16 protein-coding genes are annotated in these 17738 nt (G+C 70.3%); 9 read left to right on the forward strand and 7 right to left on the reverse strand.

Annotated elements, in window-relative coordinates; translation table 11 throughout:
• The first annotated feature begins 95 nt into the window (after positions 1-95).
• The 4 genes from BLT28_RS06880 to BLT28_RS06895 are packed head-to-tail and all read left to right on the forward strand — an operon-like array spanning position 96 to position 5882.
• Entirely contained in the window at positions 96-797 is a 702-nt protein-coding gene (locus BLT28_RS06880) for a TetR/AcrR family transcriptional regulator (protein WP_030433654.1), read from the forward strand.
• Positions 797-3310 (forward strand): ABC transporter ATP-binding protein/permease, encoded by a 2514-nt coding sequence (locus tag BLT28_RS06885; RefSeq protein WP_030433653.1) that lies wholly within the window; start codon positions 797-799, stop codon positions 3308-3310. The genes BLT28_RS06880 and BLT28_RS06885 overlap by 1 nt, the downstream gene beginning before the upstream one ends.
• A complete protein-coding gene (locus tag BLT28_RS06890; protein WP_030433652.1) occupies positions 3307-5010 on the forward strand; it encodes an ABC transporter ATP-binding protein in 1704 nt (567 codons plus the stop codon). Before BLT28_RS06885 ends, BLT28_RS06890 begins: the two co-directional genes overlap by 4 nt.
• Positions 5007-5882 carry an alpha/beta fold hydrolase gene (locus BLT28_RS06895; protein WP_030433651.1) on the forward strand — a complete coding sequence of 292 codons (876 nt, stop codon included), beginning with the start codon at positions 5007-5009 and terminating at the stop codon, positions 5880-5882. The genes BLT28_RS06890 and BLT28_RS06895 overlap by 4 nt, the downstream gene beginning before the upstream one ends.
• Before the next feature lie 7 nt (positions 5883-5889).
• Here the strand turns inward: BLT28_RS06895 and BLT28_RS06900 are convergent, their stop codons facing one another.
• The 3 genes from BLT28_RS06900 to BLT28_RS06910 form a co-directional block, all read right to left on the reverse strand.
• Entirely contained in the window at positions 5890-6519 is a 630-nt protein-coding gene (locus BLT28_RS06900; protein WP_030433650.1) for a LysE family translocator, read from the reverse strand.
• Between the two features lie 86 nt (positions 6520-6605).
• The gene (locus tag BLT28_RS06905) at positions 6606-8258 is read right to left on the reverse strand and encodes a glutamate--tRNA ligase (protein ID WP_030433649.1); all 1653 of its coding nucleotides are present in this window, start codon (positions 8256-8258) and stop codon (positions 6606-6608) included.
• Between the two features lie 70 nt (positions 8259-8328).
• Positions 8329-9465, reverse strand: coding sequence for an alkaline phosphatase family protein (locus BLT28_RS06910; protein ID WP_030433648.1), 1137 nt, complete (start codon positions 9463-9465; stop codon positions 8329-8331).
• Positions 9466-9705: 240 nt separating this feature from the next.
• Here BLT28_RS06910 and BLT28_RS06915 point away from each other — a divergent pair, with 240 nt between their 5' ends.
• A complete protein-coding gene (locus BLT28_RS06915; protein WP_231950661.1) occupies positions 9706-12015 on the forward strand; it encodes an ATP-binding protein in 2310 nt (769 codons plus the stop codon).
• A 49-nt stretch (positions 12016-12064) separates the two neighbouring features.
• Here BLT28_RS06915 and BLT28_RS06920 read toward each other — a convergent pair whose 3' ends face one another.
• The 4 genes from BLT28_RS06920 to BLT28_RS06940 form a co-directional block, all read right to left on the reverse strand.
• A complete protein-coding gene (locus tag BLT28_RS06920; RefSeq protein WP_156051854.1) occupies positions 12065-12673 on the reverse strand; it encodes a trypsin-like serine peptidase in 609 nt (202 codons plus the stop codon).
• On the reverse strand, positions 12670-12996 hold the full coding sequence (locus BLT28_RS06925; RefSeq protein ID WP_030433645.1) for a hypothetical protein: 327 nt from the start codon (positions 12994-12996) through the stop codon (positions 12670-12672). The genes BLT28_RS06920 and BLT28_RS06925 overlap by 4 nt, the downstream gene beginning before the upstream one ends.
• A 130-nt stretch (positions 12997-13126) precedes the next feature.
• Entirely contained in the window at positions 13127-14146 is a 1020-nt protein-coding gene (locus tag BLT28_RS06930; RefSeq protein WP_197683987.1) for a DinB family protein, read from the reverse strand.
• A 147-nt stretch (positions 14147-14293) separates the two neighbouring features.
• Positions 14294-14872, reverse strand: a complete 579-nt coding sequence (locus BLT28_RS06940) for a DinB family protein (RefSeq protein ID WP_043814292.1) — start codon at positions 14870-14872, stop codon at positions 14294-14296.
• 138 nt (positions 14873-15010) lie between these two features.
• On the opposite strand from BLT28_RS06940, the gene BLT28_RS06945 reads away from it, so the two are divergent.
• Genes BLT28_RS06945 through BLT28_RS06960 form a run of 4 tightly spaced genes read left to right on the forward strand, consistent with a single transcriptional unit; the run spans position 15011 to position 17704 of the window.
• Positions 15011-15418 carry a YciI family protein gene (locus BLT28_RS06945; protein WP_030433642.1) on the forward strand — a complete coding sequence of 136 codons (408 nt, stop codon included), beginning with the start codon at positions 15011-15013 and terminating at the stop codon, positions 15416-15418.
• A gap of 6 nt (positions 15419-15424) precedes the next feature.
• On the forward strand, positions 15425-16567 hold the full coding sequence (locus tag BLT28_RS06950; protein WP_030433641.1) for an RNA polymerase sigma factor: 1143 nt from the start codon (positions 15425-15427) through the stop codon (positions 16565-16567).
• Between the two features lie 53 nt (positions 16568-16620).
• Positions 16621-17118, forward strand: a complete 498-nt coding sequence (locus BLT28_RS06955; RefSeq protein WP_030433640.1) for a MarR family winged helix-turn-helix transcriptional regulator — start codon at positions 16621-16623, stop codon at positions 17116-17118.
• Positions 17105-17704, forward strand: a complete 600-nt coding sequence (locus tag BLT28_RS06960) for a hypothetical protein (protein WP_030433639.1) — start codon at positions 17105-17107, stop codon at positions 17702-17704. The genes BLT28_RS06955 and BLT28_RS06960 overlap by 14 nt, the downstream gene beginning before the upstream one ends.
• Positions 17705-17738 lie beyond the last annotated feature (34 nt).

A 17738-nucleotide genomic window follows, 5' to 3' on the forward strand; every position in this document is an offset into this window, starting at 1 on the left:
GCGGAGACCGGACCGGTGTCCGCCCGCGTGCCGCTTGACAGCGAGTAAGGGTCACCTTAGTTTCGCCCGGTAACTTACTGACCGGGGAGGTTCGGGTGCCGCGTGCCGCTGGGGGCCGACCGGCGAGGATCGCCGTCGCCGACATCGTTCGCGCAGGGCGCGAGCTGGGCATGCGCCGGCTCAGCGTCAAGGCGGTCGCCGCGCGCCTCGGGGTCACGCCGACAGCGCTGTACCGGCACGTCGACGGGCGCTGGGGGCTGGAGCGGCTGGTCGGCGAGAGCATCCTGGCCGAGTTGCGGCTGGACGACGATCCCGAGCACGACGTGCCCCGGCACCTGCTCTCGTTCGCGATGCAGCTGCGGGCGTTCGCGCTGCGCCATCCCGGGCTCGTCGGCTACCTGCAACTGCTGTTCCCGCGCGGGGAGAGCGGACAGCGGCTGTTGGCCGCAGAGGTCGAAGCCCTGGGCCGCCGTGGTTACGCGGCCGACGCGGCGATCGTGCTCAGCGGTGCGGTGGCGTCGCTTGCCATCGCGATGACCGCTTCGCAGGAGAACAGCGAGGCGGCGGAAGTGGCGGACGCGGACGGCCTGACGCGCGAGCGGGAGGCGGTGGTCGACCGCTTGGCGCAGGACGAACGCCTGGGCGCGGCGCCGACCACGTTGCCGCAGATCCCTCGCGCGGAGTACGTGCGGTTGCTGCTGACCGCGTCGATCCGTGGCCTTGTCGAGGTGTGCCCGCCGGGGCGCCCGGTGGCCGAGATGATCGCCGACCTCGCGGCGACGGGGGTGGGTGTCTGATGGCACGTGGCTTCCAAGGCGCCGTGATGCGCGGGTTCGGCGCGCGGGACCACGAGGCGACCGTGCTGGGCACCGAACAGCTCGCGCCGCACTTCCTCCGGATCAGGTTCTCCGCGCCGACGCTGTTCGAGGACGTCATCGCCGGGCCCGCGGCGTGGTTGCGGTTCTGGTTCCCCGATCCCGACGGCGGACCGACCGAGCACCAACGCGGATACACGATCACCGAGGCCGACCAGAACGCCGGGACGTTCGCCATCGACGTTGTGCTGCACACCCCGGCCGGGCCCGCTTCGCACTGGGCGCGGACGGCGCGGCCGGGGATGACGGTCGCGGTGATGTCGTTGGGCTCCACGGTGTTCGAGGTCGCGGAGGAACGCCCGGCCGGGTACCTGCTCATCGGCGACGCGGCATCGATCCCCGCCATCAACGGGATTCTGGAAGTCGTCCCGGACGACGTGCCTGTAGAGCTGTATCTGGAAGAGCACGTCGCGGAGGACAGGCTGATCCCGCTGCGCACGCATCCCCGCGCGCGAGTGCACTGGGTACCGCGCCGGGACGCGACGACGTTGGCGGCCGCGATCGAGGCCAGGGACTGGTCGGACTGGAGCGCGTGGATCGCCACAGAGGCGGGCACGTTTAAGCACGTGCGCACGCGGTTACGTGACTCGTTCGGCTTCCCGAAGGCGGAGGTGCACGGCCGCGCCTACTGGTACCACGGCAGAGCTATGGGCTCTCTTCGGTCCAATAAGGACAGTGCTGAGCCGACACCGCCGCCGGTTCAGGAAAAGCCGGTAAGGGGAGCGTGGCGCGCGCAGGCGTCCGGCCGGTTGCTCGCACCCTTGCGCCGGACCCTGATCGCAGCCGGAGTTCTGCAGGCCGTCGTCACGCTCGTGCGCTTGGCACCGTTCGTGCTTCTGGCGGAGCTGGCCCGGCATGTGCTCGCGGGCGAGTCCGATCTGTGGGGTATCGGGATCGCCGCCCTGGTGTTGCTGGGAACGGGAATGCTGCTGGAGTCGGCGCTTCTGCTGTGGCTGCACGCGGTCGACGCCCGCTTCGCGCGCGAGCTGAGACAGCGGCTGCTGGGCAAGCTGGCGCGGCTGCCGTTGGGCTGGTTCACCGCACGTGGCTCGGGTGCGATCACGAATCTGGTCCAGGGTGACACGTTGTCGCTGCACTACTTGGTCACGCACGCAGTGCCGGACGCTGTCGCGGCGATCGTCGCGCCGCTCGCTGTCCTGGGCTACCTGTTCGTCGTCGACTGGCGGCTCGCACTCGTGCTGCTGGTGCCGATCCTCGTCTACCTCGTGACGATGTCGGTCATGGTTGTGCAGTCGGGCCCGAAGACCAGGCAGGCGCGGCAGTGGGCCGAGCGGATGGCGGGGGAGGCGGGCGCCTACCTGGAGGGCCAGCCGGTGATCCGGGTGTTCGGGGGCGCGACGGCCTCGACTTTCCGCCGTCGCCTCGACGAGTACATCGGGTTCCTCGGAGCGTGGCAGCGGCCCTTCACCGGCAAGAAGACCCTGCTCGACTTCGCCGCCCGCCCGGCGACGTTCCTGCTGTTGATCACCGGGGTGGGCACGCTGCTCGTGCTCGGGGGAACCGATCCTGGCGTGCTGCTGCCATTCCTGGTGCTGGGCACCACGTTCGGCGCGCGCCTGCTCGGTGTCGGCTACGGGCTCGCCGGGCTCCGCGAAGGAATGCTCGCCGCACGGCGCATCCAGGTCGCGCTCGACGAGCCGGAGCTGACCACGCGCGAGGACAGCAGCTCCGGCGTTCCGGGAACGGTCGAGCTGGACCGGGTCGGGTTCGCTTATCGGCCTGGGGTTCCGGTGCTCCACCACGTGTCCTTGACCCTGCGGCCCGGCACGGTGACGGCGCTGGTTGGTCCATCCGGCTCGGGCAAGTCGACGCTCGCGGCGTTGGTCGCGCGCTTCCACGACGTGAGTTCCGGGAGCATTCGGATCGGTGGTCGCGACATCCGCTCCCTGACCGCCGATGAGCTGTACACCCGAGTCGGTTTCGTGCTTCAAGACGCCCAGCTCGTGCACGGCACCGTGCGCGAGAACATCGCGCTCGCCGTGCCTGACGCCACCGACGAACAGGTGCGCGCGGCCGCCCGCGATGTGCAGATCCACGACCGGATTTCCCGCCTGCCCCAGGGATACGACACGGTGCTCGGCCCCGGAGTCCAGCTCTCGGGTGGCGAGCGGCAACGGCTCACCATCGCCCGCGCGCTGCTGGCCGACACGCCGGTCCTTGTCCTCGACGAAGCCACGGCGTTCGCCGACCCGGAGTCGGAGTACCTCGTGCAACAGGCGCTGAACCGGCTCACCGCGGGGCGGACCGTGCTCGTCATCGCCCATCGCCTGCACACCATCACGAACGCCGACCGGATCGTGGTGCTCGACCACGGCCGCATCGCCGAGACCGGCACCCACGAAGAACTGCTCGCGGCCGAAGGCCGGTACAGCGACTTGTGGCGGGCCGGGGGAGTCAAGGAGGAAGTCCGGTGATCCGCACTCTGCTTCGGCTGATCCCGGTCGCTGAGCGAAATCACTTGCGGCGCCACGTCAGTCTCACGATCGCGTCCGTGCTGCTGCGCGCGGCCGGAGTCGTGGTGCTCGTTCCGCTCGTCGCCGCGTTGTTCGGCCCGGAGCCCGCTGACGCGCTTCCGTGGCTGGGCGTTCTCGCCGCCGTCACCGCGGCTGGGTGGGGCGTGGACGCGATGGTGGCCCGGCTGGGCTTCGAGATCGGGTTCGCCTTGCTCGACCACGCCCAGCACGATGTCGCCGACCGGCTCACCCGGGTGCGTCTGTCCTGGTTGGACAGTGAGACGACACCAACGGCTCGTCAGGCGATCGCCGCGACCGGGCCGGATCTCGTCGGACTGGTCGGATACCTGCTCACTCCGCTGCTCGGAGCCGTGCTTCTCCCGATCGCCATCGCGGTGGCGCTGCTGCCGATCGCTTGGCCGCTGGGCGTTGCCGCACTCGGTGGGGTTCCTGTGTTGCTCGGGGCGTTGTGGTTGTCCGGCCGCCTCACGCGGAGCGCTGATCGGACGGCTTCGGCGGCCAACAGCGCGCTGACGGAGCGGATCGTCGAGTTCGCCCGTACTCAGCAGGCCCTGCGTGCGGCCCGGCGGGTGGAGCCCGCCCGAAGCCACGCGGGTGCGGCGGTGGCGGCTCAGCACGGTGCGACCATGCGGCTGCTGCGCATGCAGATCCCCGGCCAGTTGGTGTTCAGCCTCGCCACTCAGCTCGCCCTGATCCTGTTCGCGGGCACCACGACCATGCTGAGCCTGAACGACTGGCTGACCGCGCCCGAGGCGGTGGCGCTGATCGTCGTCATCGCCCGGTATCTGGAGCCGTTCAGCGCGCTGGCCGACTTGGCGCCCGGCATCGAGACGGCGGCGACGACCCTCGGGCGGATTCGCGCAGTGCTCACGGCTCCGACGGAGTCCGGGGGGCCGAATGTCCACACAGGGCACATTCCGCCGCGGATCCGCTTCGAGAACGTCAGTCACCGCTACACGACCGAGGACGTTCTCACCGGCATCGACCTCACGCTGGAGCCCGGCACCACCACCGCGATCGTCGGACCGTCCGGCTCTGGCAAGAGCACCGTGCTCGCCCTGCTCGCGGGGCTGCACCGGCCCACCGGCGGGCAGATTCTCGTCGACGACACCGACATCACCGAGCTGTCCGCGGACCTGGTGAGCGTCGTCTTCCAACAGCCTTACCTGTTCGAGGGCACCATCCGGGACAACATCCTTGCGGGACAAACGAACCCGGACCCGCAGCGGTTCGCCGAAGTCGTTGCACTCGCCCGCGTCGAAGAGCTGGTCGAGCGGGAGCACACGCTCGTTGGTGAGGCGGGCGCCGCGTTGTCCGGCGGCGAACGCCAACGCGTGTCCATCGCACGCGCCTTGATGAAACCCGCTCCCGTGCTCCTGGTCGACGAAGCCACGAGCGCGCTGGACACCGAGAACGAGACGGCCGTTGTCCGGGCGCTCAGCGCGGACTCGGTGCCGCGAACGCGGGTGATCGTCACACACCGAGTCGGCGGTGTTCGACACGTCGACCGCGTGATCTTCCTCGAAGACGGGAGGATCGTCGAGGACGGCACGGTGGCCGGGCTTTTGGCTCTGGACGGTCGTTTCGCGGATTTCTGGCGGCATCAGCTCGACAGCGCGGACTGGCGGATCAGCTCGTGACGCACACGCAGGGGGAGTCGGAGTGGGTTCCCACGCCCGACGGACGACGGCTGCACGCGATGGTGCTGCCCGGCCCGGAGAGCGCCGCAGAGGCGCCGACTGTGGTGTTCGAGGCCGGTTCCGCCGCGTCCCGCTCGTCGTGGTCCCGGGTCCAGCCCGGTGTCGCTCGGCACGCTCGCGCGATCGTCTACGACCGTTCCGGGCTCGGCCGGAGCCCGTCCGATCCGAACGGCCGCACGCTCGCGCGCATGGCCGACGATCTCAACGCCGTGCTCGACCACTTCGGCCCGGGGCCGTTCGTCCTGGCCGGGCACAGCGCGGGCGGGCCCATCACCCGGCTGGCCGCCGCAACGCGGCCCGAGCGGATCGCCGGCCTGGTCCTGGTCGACCCGACCGACGAAGCCGCCGATGTCCTGTTCAGCAGCGGTTTCCGCCGTGCCGAGCGGCTGACCATCGCAACCGGGGCCGTGCTCGCACGCCTCGGCCTGCTCCGGGTCACCTTCCGTCCGCTACTGCGGGGCATTCCCGACGACGTCCGCCGGGACCTCGAACGCGAGGCGTTCCATCCGGGAGTGGTGCGCACGCAGCGGGAGCAGGCTCGCACGTTCCTCGACGAGCTGGCCACGTGGCGCGGCGAAGCGCCGGACCTGGGCGCCATCCCGCTCACGGTCATCTCCGGTGCGCTCCGGGGCGGCGGGTTCACCGCTTCCACGCGCGTGGAAGCGATCGAGGCCCACGCCCGTCGCGCGGCCGCATCACCACGTGGTCGTCACGTGATCGCCGCGGAGTCCGGGCACTACGTCCCGGTCACGGAACCGCAGGTGATCATCGAGGAGATCACCGCGCTGGTGAACCCGGCCCGCGGGTGCTGACCGCGGCTCAGTCGGCGGCCAGGCGGACGCCGAGGCCGATGAAGATCCCACCGGTGGCGACGTCGATGCGGCGCTTGGCCGAGCGGCGCCGCCGCAGCCAGCCGCCGATCCGCCCGGCGAGCACCCCGACCGTGCCGTCGACCAGGAACTCCAGCGCGATCAGCACCGCGCCCAGGATGGCGAACTGAAGCCAGACGTTGCCCAGCTGCGGGCTGATGAACTGCGGCAGGAAGGCGATGGTGAAGGTGACCATCTTCGGGTTGATCAGGTTGGTGAACAGCCCGTTCAGGAACGCCTTGCGCGCGGTCATCCCGCCGCCGGACTCCTCGACGTCGGCGGTGCCGGCCCCGCGGTGCCGGATCATCTGCACACCGAGGTAGATCAGGTAGATCGCGCCCGCGATCCGCACCACGGTGAACGCGGTCGGCGCGGCTTCGAACAGCGCGGCGAGGCCGACCGCCGCGAGCGCGACGTGCACGGCCTCGCTCACCGCCACCCCGGCGGTGGCGAACAGCCCGGCGCGGGGGCCGCCCTTGATGCCGCAGCCCAGCACGAACAGCATGTCCGGCCCGGGAGTGAGCATCGCGACCATCGTCGTCAGCGTGAACAGCGCGAGGAGGTGTGGGTCAACCGGCACCTCCAGATCATGCCACGGCCGGGTGAGCGCATCACCGGGATTTCCCACGGGCCGGACGCACGTGGTCGTCCGGCCCGCGGGGACGGCTACGCGGTGAGCGGGGCGAGCCTGCGCAGCGTCTCCTCCTGGCCGATGGCCTGGGTGATCGCGTGCAGGTCGGGGCTGCGGGTGGAGCCGGTGATCGCGATCCGGATGATCTGCGACGCCTCGCGGATGGACCCGGGGAAGTTCTCCGGGTCCTTCTTGTACTCCTTGGCGTTGCGGGCGAAACCGTGCTTCGCGGCCAGCTCGCGGATCTGGTTGAACCACTCCTGGCCGTCTTCCACGTGCTGGTAGCCGTCGACGAAGTCGCGCACCAGCGCCCGGACCACGTCCGCGGGCACGCCGAGCGCGGTGATGCGCTCGTCGTCGACACCGGTGACGGCCTCGTGCAGCTGCGGGAAGAAGAAGCCGTAGGCGGCGCGGAAATCGCTCCACTTCCGCAGGTCCTTGCGCGGGTTGTCCACGCCGTCGCGCTCCACCGCCAGCCCGCGCAGGGCCAGCTCCGGCTCGGCGTCGAGGACCTTGCGCAGGTCCTGGTCGAACCGCTCGGCCCAGACGAGCATCGCGTCCAGGATCTCCTGGCCGGACAGCGTCGCGATGTGGTCGGCCGAGAGCGCGTCCAGCTTCACCAGGTCCACCAGGGGACCGGCGACGCCGCAGTTGGCGAGCTGGATGGGCTCGGCGAGCGCCTGCTCCAACGGCAGCTCGGCGAGGCGGCCGTTGGCCAGGCCCCGCAGGTAGTACAGGACCGCGGCGGCCGGGTAGCCCGCCTCGATGTAGAAGTCGACCCCGGCCTCGGGGTCCTTGCGCTTGGACAGCTTGCGCTTGCTGCTGCCCTCCTGCTTCATCAGCGGCGCGATGTGCGCGTAGGTGATGGGCTCGAACCCGAGCGCCTCGAACAGCTGCTGGTGCACCGGAACGGAGGAGATCCACTCGTCGCCGCGGATCACCAGGTTCACCCGCATCAGGTGGTCGTCGACGGCGTGGGCGAAGTGGTAGGTGGGCAGCCGCGGCGACTGCTCGGAGCTCTTCAGGACGACGACGTCGTTGCGGTTGGCCTCGGCCTCGATCTCACCGCGGATCGCGTCGGTGAAGCGGGTCCGCCTGCCGGTGTCGTCGGGGGCGCGGAAGCGCACCACGTAGGGCTCACCGGCGTCCAGCTTCGCCTGCACCTGCTCGGCGGTGGCGTTGCGCCACAGCGACCAGCGGCCGTAGTAGCCGGGGGCGACCTTCTGCGCCTGCTGCCGCTTGGTGATGTCGGAGAGCTCGTCCTTGGTCGCGAAGTCGAGGTAGGCGCGGCCCTGCCGCAGCAGCTCCCGCACGTAGGTGAGGTAGATCCGCTCCCGTGCCGACTGCGCGTACGGGCCGTAGTCGCCGCCGCGGTCGACGTCCTCGTCGGCGGAGAGGCCGAAGTAGTCGAAGGCGCGGCCGAACTGCTCGAGGGCGCCTTCGACCTCGCGGGACTGGTCGGTGTCCTCGATGCGCACCAGGTAGCGGCCACCGGTGCGGCGCGCGAGGTCCTGGTCGATGGTGGCGACGTAGATCCCGCCGATGTGCACGAACCCGGTCGGCGAGGGGCCGAACCGGGTGACCAGGGCGCCTTCGGGCAGCTCGCGAGCCGGGTACTGCTGTTCCCAGTGCTGCGGCTCGGGGAGGTCTGCGGGGAACAGCGCGTCGATGACAGCTCGGTCCAGCATCGGGGGTCAGGTCTCCTGGCGTTGTGCAGCGCAAATCATGCGTGGATAGGTGGCCAACACGGTAACGCAGTCACCTGACGAGCAGTGGGACCAGCTGTTCCCGCGCGGTGAGCGACCCGTGCTGGCCGAGGAAGCCGCTGGTGTCCGCCTCGGCCGCCGAGCGGACCATGACCAGGGAGTCCCTGGCCGCCACGACGAGATCACCGATGCGGTCCCGCGCCAGGTCGCTCACGCGGGGGCCGAACCAGCCGTCGCGCACGGCCTCCTCGCGGGTGGCGATCCAGGCGCGGTCACCGAGCACGTCGGCCCAGCACGCGCGCACGTCGTCGGTGGCCCCGGCCCGGGTGTAGAGGTGGCGGACGCGGGCTTCACCGCCGAGCAGCCGCACACCGTCCCGCAGGTGTTCGCCGGCGTCGATGTCGATCTTGTCGGTGGCGGCGACCATGCCGTGGTCGGCGGTCACCACCAGCGTGCTGTCGCTGGGGAGGTCACCGGCCAGGGAGGCCGCGAGGTGGTCGACGAAGCCGAGCTGCCGCCGCCACGGCTCGCTGCCCGGGCCGTAGAGGTGGCCGATCGCATCGAGGTCCGCGTGGTAGGCGTAGCAGAACACCCGCCCTGGTTCCCGCATCGCGTCCATCGCGCGGCTGACGAGGTCTCCGAGCGCGTGCGTGCCGCGGAAGTGACCTCCGCGCAGCACCGCGCGGGAGAGCCCGCTGCGTTCGTGCACGCGGGGAACGACCAGGCGCACGGCCACCCCTGCGGCTTCGGCGAGCTGCCACACCGTCGGGTTCGGCTGGACGTCCTCCGGCACGAGGATCGAGCGGAGATCGACGCGCTCGGGCACACCATGACGGTGCCACCGCAGGGTGTTGAGCACTTCGTCGTCGACAGCGAAGGAGTAGCCGACCACGCCGTGCTCCCCGGCAGGAGTCCCCGTGCCCAGCGAGGCGAGACTGGTCGCGGTGGTGGCCGGGAAGCCACACGTGATCGCGCGGCCGGCCCCGGCGAGGGACGTCAGGAACGGCGCGTCGGACGCGTGCTCTTCGAGTAGCTGCCAACCCAGACCGTCCACCAGCAGCAGGCACACCTTCCGCGCCGGGGCGAACCCGATGACGTCGACCGCGCCGGGAACGCCGAGCGCGGCCAGCAACGACGGGGCTACGTCGGCGAGCGAGCCCACCCCGTACGCGGGCACCAGGGGTTCCACCGACCCGATGTTAGGGCGTGTGCTCAAGAGCGGGGCAGCGGACGCGTTTGTCCTGGCGCCGCCGGGCAAACGTCCGCTCGAGCGGTGCTTGACAGTGATGGTCGTCGTGCCCGGGGGTATCCGTGTCCGGTCGAGCACTACATGCCGTTCCGGTCGTGCGTTTGCCGGCAGTGGGTTCGGGAAGGGAATTGTTCGAGTTGTGACTGCGTAGCTGAAGTCGTTGGTTGGGTGTGAGGGGACGTGACCAGGCAAGCGGGTGTGCTGCCGCTTGAGGTGTCCAGCTTCGTGGACCGTCGTGCGGAGCGGGGCGAGCTCAAGCGCCTGCTGATGGTGTCGCGGTTGGTGACCGTGACCGGGGTCGGCGGGGTGGGCAAGACCCGGTTGGCGTTGCGGGTGTCCAGCGAGACTCGCAAGGGCTTCGCCGACGGGGTGTGGTGGGTGGAGCTGTCGGCGTTGGAGGATGCCGGCCTGCTCCCTCACTTCGTGGCCGAGGTGCTGGGGTTGCAGGATGCCTCGTTGCGCCCGTTGGAGGAGGTGCTGGCCGACTTCGTGGCGGCGCGGCAGATGCTGTTGGTGCTGAACACTTGTGAGCATCTGGTGGACGCCTGTGCGGAGTTGGTGGGCCGGTTGTTGCGGGCCGCCCCGGATCTGCGGGTGCTGGCGACCAGCCGACAACCCTTGGGGATCATCGGGGAGCAGGTGTTCGCGACGCCGCCCTTGGCCGTGCGACAGCGGAATCGGGCCGAGATCGCCGACGGCGTGGAGCTGTTCGTCGAGCGGGCGCAGGCGGTCGACCCGGATTTCATGTTGACCGAGGACAACCGCGAGGCGGTGGTTCGGTTGTGCCGCCGCCTCGACGGCATCCCCTTGGCGATCGAGCTGGCCGCGGTGCGATTGCGGGTCCTGTCGGCGCACGGCGTGCTGGATCGCCTTGGCGACCGGTTCAGGCTGTTGACCGGCGGAAGCCGGGTTGGACCGGCCCGGCACGGGACCCTGCAGGCCGCTATCGCGTGGAGTTACGAGTTGTGCACACCGGCCGAGCGCCTGCTGTGGGCTCGGGTGTCGACCTTCGCCGGCACAACGGATCTGTGCGCGATCGAGGAGGTCTGCGCCGACGACCGGCTCCCGGCCGGGGACGTGCTGGGGCTGGTGGTGGAGCTGGTGGACAAGTCGATCCTGTTGCGCGAGGAGCCCGCCGGTAGGGGGCGGTACCGGTTGCTGGACACCTTGCGGGCCTTCGGTCAGGAGCAACTGCAGCGGTCCGGCGAGCACCTGGAGTTGCGGCGGCGGCATCGGGACCACTACCTGCGTCTGGCCAAGCGATTCGAAGCCGACTGGTGCGGCCCGGACCAGGTGATGTGGTACCGGCGGCTGAGCCAGGAACACACCAACCTGCGGGCCGCTCTCGACTTCTGCCTGAGCAACCGGGCGGAGCACCAAGCCGGACTCGAGCTGGCGGGTGCGTTGTGCGAGTTCTGGATGGCCTTTGGGTTCGTCCGAGAAGGGCGGCACTACCTGGACCGGGCGCTGGCACTGGACCTGCCGCCGAGCCCGGTCTTGGTCACCGCGCTGTGGGTCTGCGCCTGGTTGGCCGTTGCTCAAGGCGACTTCACCGCGGTGGAAGCCAGGCTTGCCCAATGCCGGCTCCATGCCCGGCAGCACGGTGACACCGGGACCGCTGGGTGGATCGCCTGTGTCGCTGGAATAGGCGCTATGTACCGCGGTGACCAGCCGAAGGCCGTAGCACTGACCGGACGAGCAGTCGAGCTGCACCGGAGCAGGGACGTCCAATGCACCGGCCTGACCGGTGCGCTCGCCGCACACGCGATGGCGTTGGCCTTCGCGGGTGAGTCCGACCGGGCGGTTGCCGCCGCCGAGGAATGCCGGGCGGTGTGCGAGCAGTACGGCGAACGGTGGATGCGGTCCTACGCCGACTACATGCGTACCCTGGCGGAACTGGGCCGGGGCGAGCCAGCCACCGCGGAGTACTACGCCCGCGAGGCATTGCGGTTCAAACGCCAGCTGGGAGACAGCCTCGGTATCGCCTACGCCCTCGACGCGCTCGCCTTGGCCGCCGCGGCGGGCCAGGCCGAGCGTTCCGCCCAACTGCTGGGCATCGCCGACCGACTCTGGCGCACCATCGGCACCCCCCAGGCCGGGTCTCGTGACCTGCGCGCCGCCCGCGAATCCTGCGAACACCAAGCCCGCGCCGCTCTGGGTGACACGGCCTACCAGGCTGCCTTCGACGCAGGCCAGGCCATGGACCTCGACACCGCCATCGCCTACGCCCTCGACGAAAACCCACCACAACCGACGGAGCCATCACCGCAGTCGGTGAACTGGATGCCGTTGACCCGGCGCGAACGCGAAGTCGCCGGACTCATCGCCCAGGGACTGACCAACCAGCAGATCGCGACCCACCTGGTCATCGCCAAACGCACAGCGGACACCCACGTCGGCCACATCCTCACCAAACTGGGCTTCGACACCCGCGCCCAGATCGCCGCCTGGGTCGCCGCCCAAAGCCCCACCCGTGCCGGCAAAGAATGAGTTCGAATCGACGCCGGATGACAGTTCCTCAGCGATGACGGACCTCGCGTCAGGTTCCCGAGTCCGCGCGCCTGTAGAGGTCGAGTGCGACCTTGCCCATCAGCACCCCGGTCAACAGGTTCGAGCCGACCGTGGAGTTCGTCGACACCAGGTAGCCGGTCCCCTTCGCGTCGTCGAAGCGGGTGTACCACGGACCGCCCGAGCACCCCGGCGTCATGCCGCACGGGATGGTGATCGTGTTGTCGCGGTTGGACGTCCACGTCGGCGACGAGCAGGTGCGCATCGTCGTGCCGTCGAACGGCGGGGCCGAGGGGTAGCCCGGCGAACGGATGCTCTCCGCCCTCGCGTCGAAGGCGATGCCCTGCCCGCCCAGCGCGCCGCGGATCGTCTTCCCGCCCAGCGGGCGCATGCGCAGGAACGCGATGTCGTAGGACCACCCCTCGCCGATGGTGTTGCCGCGCTCGTTCACCTTCGCCTTCTGTTGGAACTGCGTCGGCGCGTACATCATCTCCGCGGTCCACCGGCCGTACGGCGCCTGCCCGTTGGTGTCACCGGGGATGAACAGGACGTTGTCCGCCCAGTCCCCGCCCTTCGTGCCCGAGTAGTCCCAGATGCAGTGCGCCGTCGTCGCCACCAGCAGACCCGACGTCGAGTTCACCACCGATGCCTCGGCAACGGACTCGTCGGGCCGACCGCTCCCGTTGTCGGGTGGATGACCACGCCGGTCGGCTCGTCCCTGAACACGTCGGTGGTCTGCCCCGGCTGCGGCTGGTGCGGTTTGGCGTTGCGCATGCGCTCCGAGGACCAGTAGCCGTTGACCTGCTGCGGACTGCTGGTGAACACCTTGCGGAGGTCGCTCCGCTTGGTGTTGTCCAGTTCTTCCTCGATGTTCCTGGTCGACGGACCCGCCTTCGGCGTGCCGGGACGGGCCACCGTGCACGCGCTGAGCGCGGTGAGGATCGCGGTGCGCAGGTGTCGCATCGACTTCTCCCACGGATCTGCTCGCTGGTGCGGGCGTTCTAGGGGTGTTCGCCGGGTTGCGGGTCGAGCTGGGGCCTGCGTTCTTCGGCTTGCGGAGGGCCTCACAGATTCCTTTGGCTTGCTTGGGAATTCACCGGAGCCGATCACCGAGCCGGCCCTGTTCTGGTGCACCGGATTCGGGTTGCGCGGAAGGGAGGTCGCGCTCGGCGTAGAGGCGGTGCTCCCACTCCTCGTTGAGGACGATCCGCAGGCAGGTCTTGACCGGGAAGCCTTCCAGCTGCGGCCAACCGGGTTCGGTGCGGGTCACCGTCGATGCCAGGCGCTCATCGGTCAACGACTCCATGACGGAACGGACCATGGCCTGGCGCTCGCGCCGCACCGCCAACACCTCGTCGAGCGAAGGACGCGCCTCGCGGTCCCACGGGATGCCGTCCCATCCGGGAGCCTCGTCCCACGGCAGATCCAAGGCGTGCCAAGGGGAAGCGGTGCCGATGACCATCCGGCCAACCCACGCGGCACTGGCGAAGTTGAGGTGCCGCAACGTCTGGATGAAGGACCACTCGCCGTCGACGTTGCGGTGCAGCTCGGCTTCGGGAAGCCGCCGAGCCCGCGCGAGCGTGCCTTCCCACAACCGTTCCAGGATCGCCCACGCCTCGCGGAAACCCCCGGCGTCCTCGGCCCGCATCTTCGCGCGCTCGGGCATGCGGCGGTTCAGCTCCGCCTCCACGAGGGGAGCGATGTCGACGCCGTTCACCACGACGTTGCGCAGCTCGGCGCTGATCTCGACGTCGACCAGCTCGACGCCGCGCATGCGCACGCCGCGGAAGTCGACAGCGCGCAGATCGGCGTCGTTGAGGAACACGTGGTTGAACGCGGCACCCCGGAGGTTGGTGCGCACGAAGCGCGCGCCGGACAGGTCCTGGTCGCGGAACTCGGTCATGCGCAGCACGCTAGAGCCGGTCCCGGACGATCGGCTACCGCGACCACCGATCAAGTCGTCCGCCGCGCTGGAACGAGCCCAGGCCTCCGGGTGCGATGTGCGGTCGGACAAGAACGGCCACCGCTGGAGGTGGGTGATCTGCTGCTCGTGCAGGTCACGCAGCACGGTTTCCGGCACGCCGAAGAATCCCGGTGATGAAGCCAAACGCATCGAGTGACTTGTCCGCGACCACCGGCGCTGAAGGAACAGCTCCTCATGCCCGAGTGGAGTTTCGCCCTCCAGCTCAACCACGTTGCCGGGCGCGGTGGCGCAGGTGGCCCGGGACTTCCGCCTCGTCCCGGACCTGGCCGTCGCCCATCACGCGTTGCGGTCGCTCGGACTGCCTGCGATGTGATGCCCGGCCGCTCTGGCGGCGTGCTCGATCTTCGCGCAGTGGTTCTCCCAGAACGCGTCCTGCGGAGGTCCGTCGAGCTGTTCGCGGAGGATGTCGGCGTGCCCGGCGTGCCGGTTGGTCTCGGTGAGCATGTGCACAAGGACGTTGAACAGCTTCACGTCGGGGCGTGGCCACCACGGCACATGCCCCGGGGCGTCGATGGGCAGAGCGTCGATCGTCGCGTCGGCGTGGTCCCACACCCGCCGGTAGCGGTCGACGATCTCGGCGCGCGTCTCGTGCTCGGTCACCCACAGATCGGTACCACGCGCGGACGTGTCGTCCCACCGGGGCAGGGGCTCGGGGAACGGGCGCCCGAACACCTCGCCGAAGTACCGGGCCTCCCAGGTCGACAGGTGCTTCACCAGGCCGAGCAGGTTGGTCCCGGTACCGGTCAGCGGGCGCCGGGCGTCGTACTCGCCGAGCCCGTCCAGCTTCCCGAGCACCGCCTCCCGGCTCTCCCGTAGCTCGCCGTGCAGGTACTCCTTCGCGAAATCGTCGATCACGGCACCAGTCTGCCCTGGTGAGCCGCCCTGCCGAAGATCTTCGGAAAAAGTCGCGGGGGATGTCGAGAACCCGGAGCCGGCTCCGTCCCGGGTGCGAAAGCGGCCACAATGGGCCGCGACGCACCCAGGGAGATCACCATGGCCAAGTACCTGCTGCTCAAGCACTACCGTGGCGCGCCCGCGGCGGTCAACGACGTGCCGATGGACCAGTGGACGCCGGAGGAGGTCTCGGCCCACGTCCAGTACATGCGGGACTTCGCGGAGCGGCTGGAGGGCACCGGCGAGTTCGTCGACAGCCAGGCGCTGGCCCCGGGGGGCACGTTCGTCCGCTACGACGGCGAGGGGCGCCCGCCGATCACCGACGGCCCGTTCGCCGAAACCAAGGACCTGATCGCCGGCTGGATGGTGATCGACGTGGACAGCCACGACCGCGCGCTGGAGCTGGCGGGCGAGCTGTCCGCGGCCCCCGGCGCGGGTGGGCAGCCGATCCACGAGTGGCTGGAGGTGCGTCCGTTCCTGACGGAGCCTCCGACCATCACGGAGTGACGCGCGGTGGACGACGCCCTGGTGCGGACCCTCACCCCCGCAGTGATCGGCATCCTCGTCCGCCGCGGAGCAGACTTCGCGGCGGCCGAGGACGCCGTGCAGGACGCGCTGGTCGAAGCGGTGCGCACCTGGCCGGATGATCCACCTCGGGACCCCAAGGGCTGGTTGGTCGCCGTGGCCTGGCGCAGGTTCCTCGACGCCGTCCGCTCGGAATCCTCCCGGCGGCGGCGCGAGGAGCTGGTGGACGCCGAGCCCGAGCCGGGCCCGGGCGAGGACGTGGACGACACGCTCCAGCTGTACTTCCTGTGCGCCCACCCCTCGTTGACGCCGTCCTCGGCGGTCGCGTTGACGCTGCGCGCGGTCGGCGGCCTGACCACGCGGCAGATCGCCGAGGCGTACCTGGTGCCCGAGGCGACGATGGCCCAGCGGATCAGCCGGGCCAAACGGACCGTCTCGGGCGTCCGGTTCACCCGGCCCGGCGACGTCGCCACGGTGCTGCGCGTGCTCTACCTGGTCTTCAACGAGGGGTACTCCGGCGACGTCGACCTCGCGGCCGAGGCGATCCGGCTCACTCGGCAGCTGGCGGCGGTGGCCAAGCACGAGGAGGTCGACGGTCTGCTGGCACTCATGCTGCTGCACCACGCCCGGCGCCCGGCCCGGACCCGCGCGGACGGCAGCCTGGTGCCGCTCGCCGAGCAGGACCGGAGGCTGTGGGACACCGGCCTGATCACCGAGGGCGTGCACGTGCTCCAGGCGGCCCTCGCGCGCGATCGGCCGGGGCAGTTCCAGGCCCAGGCCGCCATCGCAGCGCTGCACGCCGACGCCCAGACGGCCGACGAGACCGACTGGGTGCAGATCGTCGAGTGGTACGACGAACTGCTGCGCTTCACCGACAACCCGGTGGTCCGCCTCAACCGCGCCGTCGCGGTCGGCGAGGCCGACGGCGCACGGGCCGGGCTGGCCGCGCTGGCGGAGCTCGACCCCGGGCTGCCCAGGTACACCGCCGCGTCGGCGTACCTGCACGAGCGGGCCGGAGACCGGGCGACGGCGGCCCGGCTCTACGCCAAAGCGGCCCGGGCGGCATCCAACCTGCGCGAATGCGAGCACCTCACCCGGCAGGCGGCCCGGCTGAACGCCCAGCTTCGCTAAGAAGTTGCTGCGGGGAATATCCCACGTGCAACTAGTTTGCTACGGTCGGCTTCGTGACCGACGAGCCGTTCGACGACCCCCGGCTGACCGTGGTCGGGCTGCTGATCGAGGTCCACGCCGGGCTGATCGCGGAGCTGACCGCGGTGCACGCCGAGCACGGCCTGGCGGGCAGTGACTTCGACGCGCTGCTGCGGCTGGCCCGATCGCCCGGGCGGAGCCTGCGGATGAGCGACCTCGCGACCCAGACCGGCCTGTCGACGAGCGGCGTCACCCGGATCGTCGATCGGCTGGAGCGCCGGGGGCTCGTGCGCAGGGACTTCTGTGCGACCGACCGGCGCAGCTGCTGGGCCGTGCTCACCGACGCCGGTCACGACGCCCTTCGCGGCGAGCTGCCCGCGCTGCTGGCTGTCATCCAGCGGCGTGTCGTCGATCCGCTCAGCCCGGCCGAGCTGGACGGCCTCGCGCAGGGGCTGCGAGCGCTGCGCGACGCGGTCCGGCCCGGCGCCGCGACGACAACCGAGGGAGAAGGCGCTGATCATGCTGAACCATGAGGACGTGTTCGAGCGGGCGTGGGCCGACCCCGCCAACACCCGCTTCACCCTGCCGCCGGTGGACGTCAACCAGGTGCTCGCCGAGCGGTACCGCCTCGACGAGCCGCTGGTGTTCACCCGGACCATGTTGTGGGACAACGAGGTCCGGAAAGCGCGGCGGCCGGACCTGTTCATCCCGTTCGTCGTCGAGCCGGGCAGCGCGGCGGCCTGGGGCGGAGCGGATGTGTTCGTCCGGCGCTCCCGGCAACGCCGGTGGCTGGACCCGGCCACCTACGGACTCGTGCTGGAACAGACCCGGCTCGACCACGCCCGTCAGGCCGTGACGTTCATCGGCACCGCGGAGTGCGCCGACGAGCACGGCGAGCGGCTGCACGCCGACACCGGCCAGCCGATCTTCCACGTGGAGCACGCGGTGGGCGGTGAGGAGGACCGGCCGCTGAACCTGTGGCGCATCGTCCACCTCACTGACGCGCCGAACGAGCGGATCGTCGAGGTCTTCGACAGGATCGCCGGTTCGCCTTGGTTGCCGGAGTTCGTCGAGATCTACGTTCGTGATGTGCTTGGGCGGAAGCTCGATCGGGTCTGACTGTTTGTTGGTTGGCTGATTCCGGCGCGGGCTG

The sequence above is a fragment of the Allokutzneria albata genome (assembly GCF_900103775.1).
GTDB classification, from domain to species: Bacteria; Actinomycetota; Actinomycetes; order Mycobacteriales; family Pseudonocardiaceae; genus Allokutzneria; species Allokutzneria albata.

What these genes read in the sequence shown, in the direction of transcription:
- BLT28_RS06885 (WP_030433653.1), top strand. Translation starts at nt 797, where the DNA reads ATGGCACGTGGCTTCCAAGGCGCCGTGATGCGCGGGTTCGGCGCGCGG.
- BLT28_RS06905 (WP_030433649.1), bottom strand. Translation starts at nt 8,258, where the DNA reads ATGCTGGACCGAGCTGTCATCGACGCGCTGTTCCCCGCAGACCTCCCC.
- BLT28_RS06925 (WP_030433645.1), bottom strand. Translation starts at nt 12,996, where the DNA reads ATGCGACACCTGCGCACCGCGATCCTCACCGCGCTCAGCGCGTGCACG.
- BLT28_RS06930 (WP_197683987.1), bottom strand. Translation starts at nt 14,146, where the DNA reads ATGCGTTTGGCTTCATCACCGGGATTCTTCGGCGTGCCGGAAACCGTG.
- BLT28_RS06945 (WP_030433642.1), top strand. Translation starts at nt 15,011, where the DNA reads ATGGCCAAGTACCTGCTGCTCAAGCACTACCGTGGCGCGCCCGCGGCG.
- BLT28_RS06960 (WP_030433639.1), top strand. Translation starts at nt 17,105, where the DNA reads ATGCTGAACCATGAGGACGTGTTCGAGCGGGCGTGGGCCGACCCCGCC.